Below are 18,153 nucleotides of genomic sequence, written 5' to 3'. Positions count from 1 at the left end.
TACCAGAAATGCCGAATGCCAGTTCCTAACCCGCCACAGAAGTATGCAAACCACACTCCCGGTGTCCGTATACTTTTGTCGGGTCGTAGTAATCTTCCTCGATGGGCAGATCGTGAGTAACCAGGTACTCCTCAACATCGAGTTCCGTCCAGTTAAGGAGTGGTGCCACCCGGTAATAGCCATTGTTGGTCAGACTGACCACATCAAGGTTTTGCCGGAATTCAGTCTGATCCTTACGGATGGCGGTCAGCCAGTAATCCGGTGCTGATGCGTCCATGGCACGGGCAAAAGGCTCCAGTTTTACCTGCCGGGTAAACTCATCATGTTCCGGGGTATCAACCTCCGGCACACCACCGTAAATGGCATCACGAAAACCACGACTGTATTGTGGGTGAAAAACCCGGATATTAAGCTGCAAACGCCGAATCAGCTGATCAGCAAAGCGGTACGTCGCGTCAGTACCGTAGCCCGAATCGATCCAGACCACCGGGATATCCGGCTTGACCCGGGTGGCCATATGGATAATGGCCGCTTCATGGGGCCCGAAGTTGGTGGTCAGCACAGGTTTTTCAGCACGCTGGACGGCCCACTGGATAATAGCCTGCGGGCTCAGAGTCGACAGATCCTGATTAATCATCTCCAGATTCATTATTTTCCCCATCAATCCATAACTTAACAGCATGCACTATAAGAGTGAGGCTTTATAACCACAAAGATTAATATGGACTATAAATATTACTGAATTAAATGCTCACATCTTCAGTACTCAGCGCTGAATACACCAGCAACGATGAATACCCGGTCTCCGCTGGAAATCCCGATCAATGGTAGTAGCAGTGATCTCCTCAACACTGAACTTCTGCTCCAGTTCTTTGGCCAGCTGGAAACGTCGGAAGTTGTTGGAGAAATAGAGCACCCCACCCGGTTTCAGCCTGGCCATTGCCCGCTCGACCAACTCAACATGGGCTTCCTGCACATCAAATACCCCGCGCAGCCGCTTGGAGTTTGAGAAGGTAGGGGGATCCATAAAGATCAGATCATAGTTCCGTGTCTCCTGTTTCAGCCACTGCAGGCAGTCCGCCTGCTCCAACCGGTGTTTGCGGTCCACCAGGCCATTGAGCGCCAGATTCTTTCTGGCCCAGCCAAGGTAGGTATTCGATAGATCGACACTGGTGGTACTGGCCGCACCGGCCACGGCGGCATGAACGGTTGCCGTTCCGGTGTAGCAGAACAGGTTCAGGAAATCTTTACCTGCGGCCTCCCGGGCAATGCGCAGGCGCATTTTCCTGTGATCCAGAAACAGTCCGGTATCCAGATAGTCCCTCAGGTTCACCAGTAAACGACAATCCCCTTCTTTTACCTCAAGCATATCACCGGACTGCTCAAGCTTTTCGTACTGCCGCTTGCCAGACTGACGTTCACGACGCTTGAAGACCACATGACTATCCGGAATACCCAATACACCGGGAATCACTTCCAGCGCTTCCAGCAGACGCTGATGGGCCTTAGTCTCATCAATGCTTTTCGGTGCCGCGTATTCCTGCACATGAACCCAATCCCTGTAGAGATCGACGGCAACGGCATACTCCGGCATATCCGCATCATACAGGCGATAGCAGTCGACACTCTCTTTCCTGGCCCACTTACCCAACTGCTTCAGATTCTTCTTCAAGCGGTTGGCAAACATTTCACCACCGGCGGTGCTGGCCTTGAATAAGGTATTAGCCGCACTGTCCACACGGCTCTGCCCGGAAGCAGGCTGGTCAGCCTGTCGCTCACGAACATCATAGAGAAACAGCTTGCAGGAGAGCGCACCATTAAACAGGGTATAGCTTTTCTTCGGCCCCATGCCCAGACTTCTGACCAGCGCCTGTGAAGAGGTAAAGATCGCCGCCTGCCAACCCGGCGTCTGCTGTTTGATTTTTTCGCCAAGGTGTTTGTAGAGATAAACGAGACTGGCCTCATCACCCATACGCTCACCATAGGGTGGGTTAGCAATCACCAGTCCGGCTGGAATCTCCGGGTCAACCTTCAGACTGGCCAGCTCCTGTTGTTTGACAGTAATCAGCTTACCCAGCCCGGCACGCTGGATATTGGCCCTGGCTCTCCCGACAATTTTTGGCAGACCTTCATATCCGACGATGGTCGTCTTAATCGCAGCCAGGCCAGCCGTGCGACGGGCACGGGCTTCCTCCAGTACTGCCAACCAGATTTTGGGAATATGCCCCATCCACTTATCAAAGCCAAAACGGGCCCTGAGCAATCCCGGCGCGATATCCGCCGCCATCATGGCACCTTCAATCAGAAAGGTGCCTGAACCACACATAGGGTCCAGCAGTGTGCTGCCCTGTTTCGCCAGTTCAGGCCAGCGGGCACGGTACAAAATCGCTGCCGCCAGGTTTTCTTTCAGGGGTGCTTCACCGGCTTCCAGGCGGTAACCGCGCTCATGCAGGCTCTGGCCTGACAGGTCAATGGCAACAAATGCCCTGCCGCTTCTGGCGTGCACATTGACCCGCAGATCCGGCTTGCTGTTATCCACAGATGGCCGCCAGCCATAACGATCACGCAGCTGATCAACAATGGCATCCTTTACCAACTGGGAGCCAAAGCGGGTATGGGTGATATCCGGTGTCGAACCATTGAAATCAATCCGAAAACTGGAGCCCTGATCCAGATGATCATCCCAGTCAAACGACTGCACACCCCGATACAGCGAATGCTTGTCAGAAGCATCCACTTCGCCGATGCGCAGCAGAATCCGACTGGCCAGACGAGACCACAGGCAAGCCCTGTAGGCCAACTCAAGGTGACCGGCAAAGCTGACTCCGGCAACCGTCTCCGCCACTTCACTGGCTCCCAGTTCCTTCAGCTCTTCTGCCAGCAGGGATTCTACCCCCTTGGGACAACTGGCAAACAGAGTCAACATCGTTGTACTCATAACGTCATATTCCTGAAAAAAGCTAAAAAACAGCTCTTCTTAACTAAAAATTCTCAATGTTTTCTCAACAAAAGCTTCAGATTTGGATAAAACTTAGAATGTTGACTTTCCTTGGGTGAATACCTTCTTCAGTCGACACTTTACCCGCACTGTCTTTTGGGGGACAGTTAGCACTTGCGACTAGTTACCTCCACCACGGGGTGAAGTCAGCTGTCCGGTCATTCTGAACCAAGCCCGAGGCGCCAGGGAGGCCGTCAAAAACCATATCAGCAAGAGGCATTACCATGTTGAAAAGACTCAAAAGGGATAAATCAGATAGAGCCTTTAATAAAGGATACCAAGTGGGCCTGTCTGGCCGTTCCAGGGATATCTGCCCCCATCAGGAGGCAGATTTGCGCCAGTCGTGGTTAAGTGGCTGGCGTGAAGGTCGAGTTGATAACTGGGAAGGAATGACAGGAATCTCGGGGTTACACCGAATGTATAACTTCTCTCACTCCTATTCAGCCAACCAGCTCTGATTGCGCTGTCAACAAGCCCCGTCCGGGGCTTTTTGACATCACCCGCTTGATCAACGCGCTTTCTCATGCATCAACAGAATAGACGGCTTCCGCAGCCTCTCGGATCAACTCCGGCCCCTTATAAATAAAGCCCGAATATATCTGCACCAGGCTGGCCCCCGCCCGGATCTTATCAGCGGCCGTCTGAGCATCCATAACACCACCGACGCCGATAATCGGCAGCTTACCGGAAAGCTCACTGGCAAGCAGTCGAATCACTGCCGTGGACTTATCACTCAACGGCGCACCACTGAGTCCTCCCGCTTCCTCGGCTGTCGCAAAGCCGCTGACCTTATCTCGATCCAGTGTCGTATTGGTGGCAATTACGCCATCCAGCTCATACGACACCAACTCGGCAGCAACTGCGGCTATTTCATCGTCGGTCATATCCGGGGCAATTTTGATGGCCAGAGGAACCTGGCGACCATGGGCTTTAGCCAGTGACGCCTGTTCTTCCTTCAGCACTGACAGCAGGCTTTTCAAGGCATCACCATATTGCAGTTTTCTTAACCCCGGTGTATTCGGGGAAGAGAGGTTAACGGCAACATAACCAGCGTAGGGATATACCTTACGCAGACAGGTGAGATAATCCTGGTTGGCATCTTCAACAGCCGTGGTCAGGTTCTTGCCAATATTAATACCGATAATGCCTTGGTACCGGCTCTTTTGAACATTCGCGACCAGTTGATCCACACCCAGATTATTAAACCCCATACGGTTGATCAACGCTTCTCTCTCAGGGATACGGAACATTCTTGGTTTGGGGTTGCCGGGCTGCCCCACCGGCGTCACGGTTCCCAGCTCAAGAAAGCCAAAGCCCAGACTGCCCAGACCATCGATACACTCACCATTTTTATCCAGCCCCGCTGCCAACCCAACCGGATTGTTAAAGGTCAGTCCCATCACTTCCCTTGGTTTGGCAGGGACAGCAGGAGCCATCAACCGGGTAAGACCAAGACGCCCCCCCGCACTGATCATTTCCATGGCAAAATCATGGGCAGTTTCGGCAGAAAGGCAAAACAGGGCACTTCGTGTCAATTTATACATAGGAGTTATCGATCAGTATGCGCCAGACAAAATTCGGAGGATTATACGATCTCTAATCCCTTTTGTCTCTATGGATCCTTTATAGCAGCAAGAGCAAAATCATTTGGAACCGCTCTCCTTAAATTTGAACGATTTTGAAGCAAAATAGAGGTAATAACACCCACCGTCATTCTCTTTGGCTAAGGCCAAAATTCACTTATACCCCCAGATTTTACAGCCATACAGAGATGGCAATCTGCCATGCGTTGTCGAGCTTCTCAGCGCTGACCACAGGCTGCGAAATTAAAGGGTTAGTGCCCAATAAAATTACCCTGAGTCCCATACGCTTACTTCCGAAAACACTGAAAATTTCTGATATTCTGGCAGAGGTAAAAGCCAGTGCTTTGCGTAGCATCACTAATATTTTATTGGTAGTCTGATCTGTATTCAGGATCCGAAAAATGACTACCGGTTTGAGGTGGTAGATGGCCAGCAACGCCTGACCACGCTGACGCTGATTTGTGCAAAACTGTGTCAGCTCATCAGCAATGTCAAAGTGAAAGCCGACCTCCAGGAGCGCATCCTCCATGAAGACCCGTATGCAGACACCCCGGAAGAACCCCGCTTGCAGGTTCGCATGAAAGAGTACGAGCTGTTTACCAATCATGTTGTCATGGGCAAGCATGCTAATCTTCCCGTAAAACCGACTCATACTGAGAACCTGTTCATCAACAATTTCAGGGTCATTGGTGAGTATCTGGCCGACCATGATGAAGCAACGTTGATCAAATTTACCCGCTACCTATTGCGTCATGTGTTTATTGTATTTGTTCGTACGGAGGATTTTGCCTCGTCTTACCGACTCTTCAATGTATTGAATAACCGGGGAACCCCCCTGACCGACGGTGACTTGATCAAGAACAAACTGTTCGGGCAGGCAGAGGTGAATCGAATTCCTTCTTCAACCGTTAAACAGAAGTGGTCGCAGCTGGAAGAGATTATCGGGATTGAAAATATTTCCTACAGCTACAGAGTATCCAGGGAAAACATTTAATTTCAATAAGTTATACGGATTTTTTTGGTTTTTGAAAATGTCAGAAAACTGGTTACTTTACTCCGTTGTCATTCCGTACAGGGATTAATGTACGGAATCCATCTTGTAGAGATAGCCAACGGCCAGCGCGTTCACATCTATGTGAGATGTATCCTGTACATAATCCCTGTACAGAATGACAACAGAGTTATTCTGAGTTAATGATCAATAATTTTTAAAACAGCCTCTTAATATCTACCGTAAGAGGGACTATCACTAAGCACCTCCCTGAATACTTTAATCGCTTTTTTTGCTGCTCAATCGCATACAACTGCGTAGCAAAGGAGTGCATACCCTGTTTGAGTGGGTGTTTTGAACGATTCAGACTACGGAAGGAAAAACGGCCAAAACATTTACAATAAGCAGATGAAACCATCATCTCCCCATCGGGTCTGAACAGTTGGTTAAAGTTATTCAACGTTCAGGCTAAATAATGCAGTCGGTACTTGCATCGTCGTATTTCCCCCTAAACACTCCCGTTAATACAGACTCACCCCGGCAGCTTCTTAACACAGCAGATATCCGTGAATGTCCGGACTTCAACAACACCCCTATTCACCACCGTCAAACACGACCGGTTCAGCTCGATAAGATCAGCTATTGCTCCGACTCATCCCGGAACGGCCTGGAGTCTTCAAACAGAGAAACACCGTCGTTAAAAAGGAAGGGGGCAGAAAAAACGGCCACAACAGATACTGACACCCGCTCTGGCGACAGCACCTGTACACTGGATAGTTGCCATTGTGAGGCTGAAGACATCAGCCCCCAGAACAGGCCAGTCAAAGAACACACGACGGAGGCTCCAACTGCACAAGCTGACCCGGCTATCGGTGAACAAGACAACGTCAAAGCACCAATAGAAGCAGAAAGCTCTTACTGGCATTCTACGGCGCAGTATATTCTGTCAGGCATAAAAAAACTCGCCAATGCCGTCCTGCCAACACCTTCAGAGGCCCTGGATCATATCAATCTTGATATGCCATGCTTCAGTGAAGAATATGAAGAGGATCAAGACATTGAGTTGCCCATAGATGTCGATGCCATCGACAGTGATCTGAATAGCAGGGGGCAACCCGTTAGCAAAGCGCAAGCCAAAAGTGTTCAACCCGAAAAAGAGTGCTCAAGCACAACCTATGAGTCGGAAGAAAGCGACAGTAAAACGGCAGACGCTTCCCACAAAAAAGATAGCGTCGTCCATAGGACACATCACAGATCAGCAGAACTGCAGGAAATCTACCAACAGTCACTGCCCGTCGTAAAACTCTCACCACACATCTATGGCAATCCCAGCAACATTGCCATTGATGGGGAAGATGACCAGCCTGAACTGATGATTGCTCTCTATCCACACGGCATTTTACAGGCCCTGCTTATTTTATTCCCTGGAACCGCCCTTGAGATTCTGAAAAGTCGGCTTGCGAAGCTGGGCAGCACCCCAATAGAGACCTTTGAACAACTCCAGAAATCCCGGATGCAAAACCGTACCGGGTTCAGGGACGCCCTGGCGAAAAATCTGGCAATCCTGAGAGAAAACCTCAACGACCTTGAATGTGATCAGCACAATGTCAGGTGCCAGCTCGCGATATTGAAGAATCTGAGAAAATTTGAGCGTGAATACCATGTGTACTGCCTGGAAGCAAAAATGGACGCCGACTTCCTGGTACAAAAAGGAAGGCTATCGTCAAAGCAGTTAGCCACCGCCATTGACAACGTCGAGGGTAATCAACTTAAAGACCCAAAACCCCTTAAGCCCACTACCTGGCTGAGACCGCTGGGCTACCAGTGCAAAGAGCGTGAAATCATCTTAAGGGGGGCTATGTGGAGTCTGGCAAACTATCATCTGCAAAAATCCGCTCAAATCGTTCTTAACGAGCTTATACAGCTCGCACCAGTCAAAGTACCCGTTTCCGGAACAGACACCTGCAAAAGGAGAACAGTTAATCACTACATCAGGGAACAACCTGAAACCATACTAAAAGTGTTGACTTATCTGGTTTGCCTGAACGTAAAACGGTATCGCGGCATAAGGCATATAAAGGCGGCTAAACTTGCCCTGGCGACTGATCAGCAAGGGTGTACAGCAGAGAGTGTTCAGGCTTTATTCAGTCGCCTGACCAGGCAGGATCTTATGCCAGAAATAGCGACGCAACTGGACAACGAGATCGGCTGGCTCCACGCCAAACGCCTTGAGCATGAGCTTAAATCACCTCCAGCTGAAGCCAGTCTGCCCAGCTTGATGGATCAACGACAACATATCCTTATTCTTCGATTACTGAACCCGGCAAAAAACCAGTCGCCCCCCGAAAAAAAACCAGGCCGCCTTGCCAATATAGAACAACAGGTTTCTGCCCAGTTAATTCACCATTTTCTGAGCAACCAATCACGGCCAAACCAACCGGGCCTGTTTCCACACTGGTTTTTCCTCAAGCCCCCCGCTGCGAATCGTATACGCTCCGTACTGGCACAAAAAAGCAATACCCCCGAGCAGTCTTTTTACCTGGCCACATTACAATTCATTGATGCAATGAACCGATGTGAACAGGATGACAGCTACGACAGTTGCCTGCACTGGATGCAGTGCTACTACGATATGACCTATGCTCAACAGCAGCTTCTGATTCACCTGATCGACCAGGATGCGCCTGACGGCATACTGCCCTGTGAACATTTCGAGCAGAATATTGATGTGCTCTGGCAATTGGCAAGATCCAGAAAAAGCGTGGGCCTGCGGCCACTGAACCCTGACTCCTATGCATACTATCTCAGCTACCTGAATTTTATCCGCAAGGAAGAAGAAAGCATTGAAGACAGCATTGCCGAGCTGTATCGCAAGCGGTATTTAAAATTACTGAATTATGATCCTTATCAAGAATTTAAAACGCTCTTTGGCGATGTGTTTAACTGGGGGTCGCAAGCCAGCAGGACCATCTGCCAGAAAGCCGGCGAACTGATGGAGGGACTAAACGCATCAGGCTTGCCCAATGCACTGGGCTTTCTTTATAAAGAAGGCAAAGGGCTGATATCGTCACTGTTCTCTGCCGACAATCCAATCCACGCCTTAATAACCGACACTCTGGGTACAATACTGAAAGTAGCCCAACAAAACCCAAAGTTTTTTCGGGTAATGTGGGGTGATTTTGCACTCCTGATGCCTCAGCTGAAAAGCCTGCTTGGGCAGGACACATCGGTAACAGGCCTGCTTGAAAGCATTGAGATCTGCATGCGCGGTCATGCTCTGGCTTCACTGTTTTCTGGCGACAAACCACAGCCACTGGATGTTGACCCACTGGAAAATCCGCAAGTGGCTACGGTGATCAAACGGTTCCAGCTGCTTCGGGACATGATTACCGCGTTTCATACCGGACTGCCAGTGATCGAAATATTTTTAAGCAACAGTCTGGATACCCTGATCAACAAGGCTAAAAAAGTCGCACAGAATGTATTATCCACCTATCTTGCCAGACACTGTCTCAGCCAGATGAAGCCGGCGATTTTCCGTTTGTTGAATAACCTGCGCTGTGCCCGGGATTTAATGCCCAGCCTGACCCTGGGGCTGACCTCTGACTGCCTCGCCGCCATGGCCCCGGAGACAACCGTCAGACTTGCCCATCATATTGGCCGACGCACCAGTGTCGTTGGTAATGTTTTGGGTTTTGTTCTGGATCCGCTGGTTATGCGCTTTGATAAATACCAGGAGAAAATCAACAACGCCAAAGCCAACCCAGCCAGTATTGCAGCTCGCAGTGAGTTAGCAGCAGAGCGGAAAAAGGTGGCAGGCATTCTCGGCGTGTCGTCAGTGGTTACCACTGCCGCCATTTTGTTGGTTAATGTCTTTAACATTGTTCTTCTACTGAGTAGCCCCTGGCTAACAACAGCCTGTATCGGGATCATTACCTTTTTTGGCAGCAGCTGCTTTGTCGCCCGACGCTATAATGGGTTGGATGAAGTCTGGACATCACTGTCTGAAACCATTTCAGAACAGATGAAACGAACCTTTGCCAAAGACAGTCCAAAGGCCATTGAGGCAAGACAGCAAGCCCATCAGATCAATAAAGATACCCGGGCAAAGATGTCAGAAGTCAGAGATCAGGCACTGAGTGGGTGGCAGGACTGGCAACAAAACCAGCTTCTCAGAGAGTTAAGCAAGTATTGGCACCAGCTGCATTATAAAGAAGAGATGCTTCAACGTATCAAGTCAACGGTTCGGGAAAAGTGTCAGTCCGATGTTGCAAGAGACGCACAACACATCCTCCATTTTGTCCGGGCAAAAGCACTGGTGGAAAATGCTCTCAGGGACCCGGATGATATATCAGCCAATCCGGATCACCTTGCTGATTTCAACCAACAGTTAGCCCGTCTGTATTTCCCACCACTGGATGCAGCACTGTTTCCCTACCAGCTAATAAACCTTGAACAGGAAATCAATGCATTTTTAGAGCATTCCTGCGGGACTGACTGCCCCGGAGAAAATATCAAGGCAATTATGGATACCGTTGAAAACTATCATATTGATCTTCACAAAGGAGAGTACCTGTTTAAACTGCTGCATATGCGACAACTTCAGTCTTTATCACTGGGGGCAGACAAGGCTGACGATCAACCATTTCATCAGAAGCCGCATCACTGCAGCGAAACAACCATGGCGCACTTGCCAGATCATCTGACAGCAACAGTCATAATGGCAAAGTCCCGGCAAAAGTGTGAACAACAGCAACTGAAAAAGGAGGAACAGATCCGGGAAGCAAGAATGAAAATGGTCACCCGGCGGGCGTTACATGACTGCCTTAAAGGTGAAACAAACTATTCAGCCAGCAGCATACCCGACTTGAGCCAAGACCCACTATTCAAAACTCACCTTGAGCTGCAAATCAGAGAACTTGAAAAAGCCAGCCTGCCCTGGTCAATTGACTATACACTGCCATCGACTCGAACCAGCGACTCACCGCCTGCAGGATGCACTTATAAAGCCCTGGAAGCAGGCAAAGACCTCCTGACCTCATAAGTTGCCCGATACCCACTGATTCAAACAGGCCGCTCTTTGTATCGGGCAATCCAGTACATGGTTTCAATGAGTTTGACGTGTACAATCTCCGTTCACCCTGAGCGGTATCCGGCAATCCAGTACATGGTTTCAATGAGTTTGATGTTTACAATCTCCGTTCACCCTGAGCGGAGTCGAAGGGTGCTTGGCACGATCTATCAGAGTCCGGAGTTTCCGCCTTTAGGCCCTATGGGTCCTTCGACAGGCTCAGGACGAACCGAGTGCGGAGGCACGACAACCCATCAAACTCATTGAAACCCTTTAATAGTTGACTATGACGCATTGATTGCGATGGTCAGGAATTGTCTTTTAACAAGTTACCGATTTCCGTTCACCCTGAGTGCTGAGCTTGTCGAAGTATCGAAGTTCGGTGGCACCACCCTTCGATACTTCGACAAGCTCAGCACTCAGTCCGAACGGAGTCAGGCAATGAAAATAGGGAGGTATTTCCAGACAACTCCTTAAACGCTCACAGACGGAGGCTCTGCCCGCCCAGCCGCCTTGCGTTCAGCCGCTATGCATGCTGCCGCCGTAAAGACGACATCGGTAGAACTGTTCAACGCCGTTTCCAGAGAATCCTGAATCACGCCAATAATAAAACCGACAGCAACAACCTGCATGGCAATATCATTAGAGATACCAAACAGGCTACAGGCCAGCGGGATCAGCAATAAGGAACCACCGGCCACACCGGAAGCGCCACAGGCAGAAACAGCAGCCACGATGCTGAGCATCAAAGCGGTTGGCAGGTCAATGGAAATACCCAGTGTATGAACCGCGGCCAGCGTCATTACGGTGATGGTAATGGCGGCACCTGCCATATTGATGGTAGCCCCGAGGGGGATGGACACTGAGTAGGTATCTTCGTGGAGATCCAGGCTTTTACACAGCTGCATATTCACCGGAATATTGGCTGCCGAGCTGCGGGTAAAGAAGGCCGTCACACCACTTTCCCGGATACAGCGCAGCACCAGGGGGAAAGGATTCTGACGAATCTTCAGGTAAACGATCAACGGGTTAACAATAAACCCGATCATCAACATGCTGCTGATCAGAACCGCCAGTAACTTGCTGTAACCGGCCAGCACCCCAAAACCGGTCTGGGCAATGGTATTGGCAACCAACCCGAAAATACCGATGGGAGCCAACTGGATGACAAAGCGTACAATGGCAGAAACCGCCATGGACAGGTCATGCACCATAACCCGCGTAGACTCACTGCCATGACGCAATGCCAGGCCCAAACCGATGGCCCAGGCAAGAATACCAATAAAGTTGCCTGTCAGCAGAGCCTCAACAGGGTTCTGCACGACCTGGAACAGCAGTGTATGGAGAACCTCCATAATACCTTCCGGAGGCAGGGCTGCACCGCTATTGGTCACCAGCGTCAAGGTCACCGGGAAAAGAAAACTCATGGATACCGCGACAAAAGAAGCCGCCAGTGTGCCAAGAATATAGAGGAAAACAATCGGCCGCATGTTTGTGTGCTGCCCCTGTTTCTGGTTGGCAATGGAAGATGCCACCAGTACAAATACCAGCACAGGGGCTACCGCTTTCAAGGCCCCGACAAACAGGGAGCCCAGAAAAGAGATGGCCACCGCAGTTTCCGGCGAAACAACCGCCAGACCAGCACCCAGGGCAATACCGATAATAATCCTGAGAACCAGGCTGGTGTTAGCCATTCGGTCATATAATGATTGCGCTTGACTCATGATTTACCCGCTGTACTACGTTCAAGTTTTTATCAGTCAACAATTTATAACATCTGCCTCACGAAATTCCCGCGCATAAGAGTATTACCGGCCTGCGGGAATTACGTGAAAATAGTATCACAGTACAGAGGATAAACTTCAGATTTAATTTTTTGCATCAATTATGTCAATCGCATCTATCCTGTTGCCTACCGAAACAGACACCGGAGCATGGAAATGAGACAGATTCTAGTCCCGAAAACTATCTTTGAGCTGCAACCCGTCAAGGACTGTCACGGAAAAACCAAGCTGGAAGAAAAACCAAAAGTCGTCTGGGGCATAAGAAACATTGTGGTGATACCACCAGCAGAGCTCCTGTCTCTGCTATTTCGCGGCAGATATTGATAGTTCGCTGTTCCTGTAATCTCCCGTCAATAAAATACCTCTGAAAAACAACAAGTCCTGCTCAAGCCCCATGGCTTAAACCAGCTGACTCAGCTGATCTTTGACATTCTCTGCTGTCGGGCGCTTTTGCGGGTCTGCCCGGGTGCACTGATCTATCAGACGAATCAGTGGTGCCAGCATATTTTGATCGTCTTCAGCCAACGAAATACTTATCGGACCGGACGGCATATTCAGCGCCAACAGGCTCTTGTTATTGGCCAGGAAGCCCGTAGTCCGGTCCACAGCATGCTCCAATTTTGCACAATCGTACAACTCACTGGTTTTCATATAGTCAAATAGTGATAACTGCAAACCTTCATCCGCTTTAAACCGCTCCCCCTCGCCGAAAGTGGCACAAACGATAACCGCCAGCATTACACCAAAAGACCAGATATCGCCCTCCCGGGTAGCGGAAGTATATTGCCAGGGGGCAAACGGTTGTTCAGGATTATCAAAAACGCCGGGAAAGCGCAGTTCTGGCGGTTGCCAGGCATTGTTGTAAAAAATAAACCGTTTGCTGCCCAGTGTATCTGGCCCCGGTGCCACATCCACCCGACTGAAACGCTCCGGCAGGCCCGGACCCAGCCAGCCTGAAAACTCCCGAAGCCCTTCCAGACGGATATCTCCGTGGGCCACTCCCCGTTCGTGCAGGTTTGCCAGGGTATCCACTACCTGGCTCAGACCATGGATAACATCACCGAGAACAGCGCCTTTCGACAAACATTGCTCAATGTAAGGCTCTGCCAGACTTTCCAACAGCGGCCACTGCCCGGTTACCGAGGAAGCAATCCCGGCGTCAGCCAGCCTGGGCAACCCCTTTATTCCCCATTGATAAATATGATGCTGCCGGGCGGTGGTGGAGACCATCTCCAGCAATTGATCGATTGACTCATCCAGCCTTTCTGCATCCGGTATTGCCGGGACAAACGGAAAAGAAGGGCTCCGCTGATGGGGCTTGCCAGCTTCATTAAGCAGTTTAACGTTCTCGTCATTGAGCAACATTAACGTCCCCACTGGCTGGCCTTCGCCATCCGCCCCCCTGACCGATACCTGCCCCGCCCGGGCAAACCAGGAATATCGTTGTGGTTCAATGGTGATGGCTCTGCCAAAGCTGCTGATATTCAGGGAGTTCAGCAGCGTAACCTGCCAGCGCTCGTCGGAATCCATATCATTCCTGCTCGCTTTCCTGAAAACCTCGTAGGTTTCCCACTCAGGTCTCTGTTCAAGCAGTTTGATCTCTAAATGTTCGACAGGATGGACACTACGATATTTGAATGCACTGCCAACTTCACCACTTTTATCCGGCACGATCGCATGAAATTGCAGCGCAGAAGCATTCTCAACAACTGGCAGGGACATCAATGAACTCCTTTATGGCATTTTTATTGTCAGGCAATTAAAGATAGCTCAATCGGATATAAACAGTGATGCCATTGTTAAGAAACTGCGGTGATCAGAATTGCCTCATGGCTTTAGACAGACAAGGAACCTCATCAATTAAATGGGTTATGAAGTTCCAGGGTATTCAGGAAGCTGTTGCCCCGGACAGGGGAATTGGTGGATAAGATAAGCTATCTTGCTGACTGCGGCTGAAGTTATGTCCCAATAAGTCAATGATGAAAAATAACATGCAGGGATTACGTAATAACCAGTCAGTTATAGTTCATCACTCATACCTGTTTTGGAGGTGTAGACAGGCTTCAGTACCATTTTGGCGACCCCTGATTTCATGGGTACAAAAGTATTTAAATTATTTCTCTGGAGGCGAACGGTATCCAGAATGTCGTCTGCATTCATCCTGTCCAGGGCATGATAAAAATCGGCACTTTCGGTTGAAGAGCGGTTACTGAGAATACCAAGTGCATTCTGGATATGACCTATTTCAGGATGGAATGCACCGGCGAGTTGCAATCCAATTTCTACAACCCTGCTGAGGATTTTGCCAATAAGTCTAAAGGGTATTTCTGAGTCATTTTCCATCAGAGTCAGTTGTACAGAGTCTGCATCCAACCAGATAATCAGCTCAGTATTGCCCTCATTGACACCTTTTTTTTTCGCCCAGGGAATTTCAATCGTATCTTCACGAATCGGCTGGTCGCTATTGTAGTAGGTGAGATGCATATAAATTTCAGGCGTGCTGAAAAAATGCTTGACGACTTTTTTCAGGTCCAGCTCCAAGAGAAAGGCACGCTCAGGCAGGCGTTTCGTAGTATCGGTATTGGGGTCGACGATGGATTTTGTATGAATAACTGGAGTACTGAGTCGGGCAGGGCGATGAACCAGCAGGATGATATCTTTGTCCAGATCATCGACGTTCTTCACAGTGAAATCGCAGTGTTTACCCTGGCAGGATGAAGAACTGGCTATTTTCACTTTGCGGGGCTGATCCTGCTCCTTTGGTAACAGGAAGCCAATGTAGGGGCTATCGGTTTCTTTGACTTTGCGATAACGAAGCTTCATCAGAGAGCCTTTGCTCCGCTCACCAAAGTGAAAACAGTCCGCGACTCTCTCCAGCTCTTCAATTTGCTCGGTAAAGTCATCCAGAACGGTTTCAGGTATTTCTGGATAATGTGCTTGAAAGGTTCCAGGCAGGCTCCGCAGGGTAAGATCACCCACTTCATCTAACTGCGAGGGATTAGTGGCCAGTTTGCGAATCTGATCCAGATGCTCCGACGGCTTCAGGGTTTCGATAAAGCTCTTTTTCAACTCCATGAAGGTTTGTTCCTTTTTTGCAAAACTCATGGCTGCAATACCCGAGCATTCTTCGGCAAATGCAGAGGGAAGAGTGAAACACAAAAGTAAGGTAAGGGTCAGGGGAATACACGCATTCATAATGAACCTGAAGAGCAAACAAGAAACAAACGTACAACTTAATGAAGGAGAAAAGAAAACCGATACTACAGTTGTCTAGATGAGGCTGCCTAATCTGTCAAGGTCCGCTGTGGAATATAGCCCGAATATTTTATAAATAAGAGCAGGTTTCGCTCAATCACCGATATGATTGGGTCGACCAAAAGAAAGCTTGGGAAGAAGCAAACCGGAACCTGCTATGGTGAGCTGGAGTCAAGCATTGAGAGCAACGCCCTTGAAATGCAGTGAAGAGGAGATTTACCTGAAGTGATGTGGTTGCAGACATGTCTGATCCTTCAGAGATTTTGAAAAACGCCACTTATTAGGCAATGGACCAACAATCTTCACTCTTACCATCAATCAAGACAGTTTGATAAATATTGCCAATAAATTACCCTGACTTTAGGGGTTGCTGCATCGTCACTATTTGCTGCGGTGTTTTGGTTTGTATGCCACCGGGTAAACCCATGGAAGCCGTTGGCTGATAGCTCGGGTATTTCTGTTCATTCAAAGCACCTGTTCCACGATCCGGACGGTTCAACGATTAGCAACAAAGAATTCTCAGCCAGGTTTAAGGACTGCATGAGCCGCTGTGTTGCTTCCGGAAAAATCACGGCAGAGGAACGGTTCACCTTTCACCAGTTGAAAGCCAAAGGTGCCTCCGATCACGAAGACAACCACTCAGGCCACAAGACGAAAAAAGGGAAGAAAATCTACATCAATAAAACGCCGAAAGTGAAGGGGTCACGGTAAGCGACGATTATTATTTAAACAGTTGTTTTGTTCTCAATTTTTGTTCTCATTTGAGCTTGTAAAAATAAATCTTTATCTGTTATTCCCACAAGCCCTTGATTTTACTGGCGCTCCCAGGAGGATTCGAACCTCCGACCTGCCCCTTAGGAGGGGGCTGCGCTATCCAGCTGTGCCATGGGAGCATGCGTTATCGGACTGATACCAAGGCATACACCTTCACAAACGCGTTTGAAGCGTACTTCATTCACAGTGGATGATCAAGCCTTGGCAGGATAAAGGATTTCTAACTGACGTAAATTGACTCAGGGGCTGTCTTTCTCGGGAAACACGATTTCAAGCTGTTGTTCAAAGGCAAGCATTTTTTCGGCGAGACGCTCGCTGTCAACCATCAACGTCCCATCAAGGTATGCCTGGCGCAGGCGGCTGACACGATCTTCTGTAGCATTGATAACAAAACTTAGTTTCTTCTCGGAGCCTTCCAAATTCGTACTTGACTCTCGATGCTCTTTATCCATGTTCACTCCTTGAACGTTGAGAAATTTTTTTCACTGGCAAGTCGGACATACTGTCACCTCCAGTTCAGGCTGTCTACCCATGATGCCTATTATTTTAGTATACAAGTTTCATACCAATTGAGGTGTGTAATGACTCCGGATACCTCGTTAAACACAACAGTGAACTGATAGCGAGGTTATCAATGGGAACGCAGGTAATCACCAATGGAATACTATGAGCCTGTTGGAGGATAGACTGCACTGCTATTGTGCAGTAATAGCGAATTGATCAATGAGAGAGCAAAGCAAAAGTCTGACAATAATCTACACGACCATTTTCAGCAGAAGATACCTTGCTTGACAACAAGGCTCTTCTGAAACTCAGTTTTAAAGCGTCTCTTGCTTAAACAGCCGATTAACAAGCCATCGCTTTCAGCGCATCGCAAGAGCCAGACACCATCAATTTTCCTCCTTTTTTCCTTCTTCTTGCGTGTTTTCGATGACTTCGTCAGGTTCCGCACCTTCATCCGCGCCCTGAGTCTCACCTTCAGTTTCCGGAGAATCATTTTTCTCCGGTTCGGGTTGCTCTGCAGCAGCTTCCGGAGCCTCTGAGCCATCATCTATCTGAGCAGACTGGAGCTTGTCTGTCATTGATTTAAGCTGTTCCTTTTCATCAGACTCTTTCGGAGTTACTCCTGCCTCTGCTGCACTCTCTTCAGAGCCCGTTTCTTCTGCATCACCTGCCCCCTTGTCACTCATTTGAGCGTCGGCTTTGGTTTCCTTAACGGTTTTATCACTTATTGAATCACCTACAGCCCCTCCTTCTTTTCCTGGTGCTTTGTCTGGCATTTCATTCTTCGTATCCCCTGAGGCCACTGTTACAGTATCCGTTCCAGCTATATTGGAAGAAACGGTTATTGCCGCACCATTTGAACCCGGCGAATTTGCAGAGGTTGTCAATGGCTGGGTGGTGGCTGGTAAAGATGACAAGCTGTCCATAAATAAAAACCTCTTTTTTCTTTAGTAGACACCTACCATAGACTTTGACTACCTCTAATTGGTTTCAATGTTTTTTAGAGTATTTTTCTCATAATTTGTCAGACATTATTGCTATGATTTTTAACAGGGAATGTAGCTTGCAAGCCATCATCAATAGATATAGATCGATTGACGTTTGAATTCTGCGAACGTGATGAAATTTATTGGCAGGTTGTTGTATAAAAGATGAAGGTATACGCAGTGACAGATAACAGGATTCTCAACGTT

The 18,153-nt window shown here is 48.9% G+C and carries 12 protein-coding genes and 1 tRNA gene; 4 read left to right on the top strand and 9 right to left on the bottom strand.

The genetic code is table 11. From position 1 onward, the window contains the following. Window positions 1–25: 25 nt before the first annotated feature. Together ACO6V1_RS17175 and rlmKL are read right to left on the bottom strand one after the other, a co-directional pair. Window positions 26–649, bottom strand: a complete 624-nt coding sequence (locus ACO6V1_RS17175) for a phosphoadenosine phosphosulfate reductase family protein (protein ID WP_422459694.1) — start codon at window positions 647–649, stop codon at window positions 26–28. Window positions 650–766: 117 nt separating this feature from the next. Further along, the gene (gene rlmKL / locus ACO6V1_RS17170) at window positions 767–2,938 is read right to left on the bottom strand and encodes a bifunctional 23S rRNA (guanine(2069)-N(7))-methyltransferase RlmK/23S rRNA (guanine(2445)-N(2))-methyltransferase RlmL (protein WP_422445788.1); all 2,172 of its coding nucleotides are present in this window, start codon (window positions 2,936–2,938) and stop codon (window positions 767–769) included. A gap of 284 nt (window positions 2,939–3,222) precedes the next feature. On the opposite strand from rlmKL, the gene rmf reads away from it, so the two are divergent. Beyond that, window positions 3,223–3,456 (top strand): ribosome modulation factor, encoded by a 234-nt coding sequence (gene rmf, locus ACO6V1_RS17165; protein ID WP_422445790.1) that lies wholly within the window; start codon window positions 3,223–3,225, stop codon window positions 3,454–3,456. Between the two features lie 63 nt (window positions 3,457–3,519). On the opposite strand, the gene ACO6V1_RS17160 is transcribed toward rmf, so the two are convergent. Then, on the bottom strand, window positions 3,520–4,542 hold the full coding sequence (locus ACO6V1_RS17160; RefSeq protein ID WP_422445792.1) for a quinone-dependent dihydroorotate dehydrogenase: 1,023 nt from the start codon (window positions 4,540–4,542) through the stop codon (window positions 3,520–3,522). A gap of 406 nt (window positions 4,543–4,948) precedes the next feature. On the opposite strand from ACO6V1_RS17160, the gene ACO6V1_RS17155 reads away from it, so the two are divergent. Next, window positions 4,949–5,575, top strand: a complete 627-nt coding sequence (locus ACO6V1_RS17155) for a DUF262 domain-containing protein (RefSeq protein WP_422467782.1) — start codon at window positions 4,949–4,951, stop codon at window positions 5,573–5,575. Between the two features lie 472 nt (window positions 5,576–6,047). Next, on the top strand, window positions 6,048–10,616 hold the full coding sequence (locus tag ACO6V1_RS17150; RefSeq protein ID WP_422459698.1) for a hypothetical protein: 4,569 nt from the start codon (window positions 6,048–6,050) through the stop codon (window positions 10,614–10,616). A 500-nt stretch (window positions 10,617–11,116) separates the two neighbouring features. On the opposite strand, the gene sstT is transcribed toward ACO6V1_RS17150, so the two are convergent. The 3 genes from sstT to ACO6V1_RS17135 all read right to left on the bottom strand — a co-directional run bounded on the left by sstT (window position 11,117) and on the right by ACO6V1_RS17135 (window position 15,532). After that, window positions 11,117–12,367: a serine/threonine transporter SstT gene (sstT, locus tag ACO6V1_RS17145; protein ID WP_422445798.1), complete on the bottom strand. Its 1,251-nt coding sequence runs from the start codon at window positions 12,365–12,367 to the stop codon at window positions 11,117–11,119. Between the two features lie 459 nt (window positions 12,368–12,826). Beyond that, the gene (locus ACO6V1_RS17140; RefSeq protein ID WP_422467780.1) at window positions 12,827–14,149 is read right to left on the bottom strand and encodes a hypothetical protein; all 1,323 of its coding nucleotides are present in this window, start codon (window positions 14,147–14,149) and stop codon (window positions 12,827–12,829) included. 297 nt (window positions 14,150–14,446) lie between these two features. Beyond that, window positions 14,447–15,532: a hypothetical protein gene (locus ACO6V1_RS17135; protein WP_422445802.1), complete on the bottom strand. Its 1,086-nt coding sequence runs from the start codon at window positions 15,530–15,532 to the stop codon at window positions 14,447–14,449. A 585-nt stretch (window positions 15,533–16,117) separates the two neighbouring features. On the opposite strand from ACO6V1_RS17135, the gene ACO6V1_RS17130 reads away from it, so the two are divergent. After that, window positions 16,118–16,393, top strand: coding sequence for a hypothetical protein (locus tag ACO6V1_RS17130; protein ID WP_422467778.1), 276 nt, complete (start codon window positions 16,118–16,120; stop codon window positions 16,391–16,393). Window positions 16,394–16,498: 105 nt separating this feature from the next. Here the strand turns inward: ACO6V1_RS17130 and ACO6V1_RS17125 are convergent. From ACO6V1_RS17125 to ACO6V1_RS17115, 3 genes are all read right to left on the bottom strand, one after another. Continuing rightward, a tRNA-Arg gene (locus ACO6V1_RS17125) sits at window positions 16,499–16,575 on the bottom strand. Between the two features lie 120 nt (window positions 16,576–16,695). Next, complete coding sequence (locus ACO6V1_RS17120) at window positions 16,696–16,908, bottom strand: flagellar biosynthesis anti-sigma factor FlgM (RefSeq protein ID WP_422445806.1); 213 nt, start codon at window positions 16,906–16,908, stop codon at window positions 16,696–16,698. A gap of 438 nt (window positions 16,909–17,346) precedes the next feature. Next, a complete protein-coding gene (locus tag ACO6V1_RS17115; RefSeq protein WP_422445808.1) occupies window positions 17,347–17,886 on the bottom strand; it encodes a hypothetical protein in 540 nt (179 codons plus the stop codon). Window positions 17,887–18,153 lie beyond the last annotated feature (267 nt).

Source organism: Endozoicomonas sp. ALC013, assembly GCF_049310205.1.
Lineage (GTDB): Bacteria > Pseudomonadota > Gammaproteobacteria > Pseudomonadales > Endozoicomonadaceae > Endozoicomonas.
Note: the sequence above shows the minus strand (reverse complement) of the source record. Positions and strands in the feature narration are given on the sequence as shown.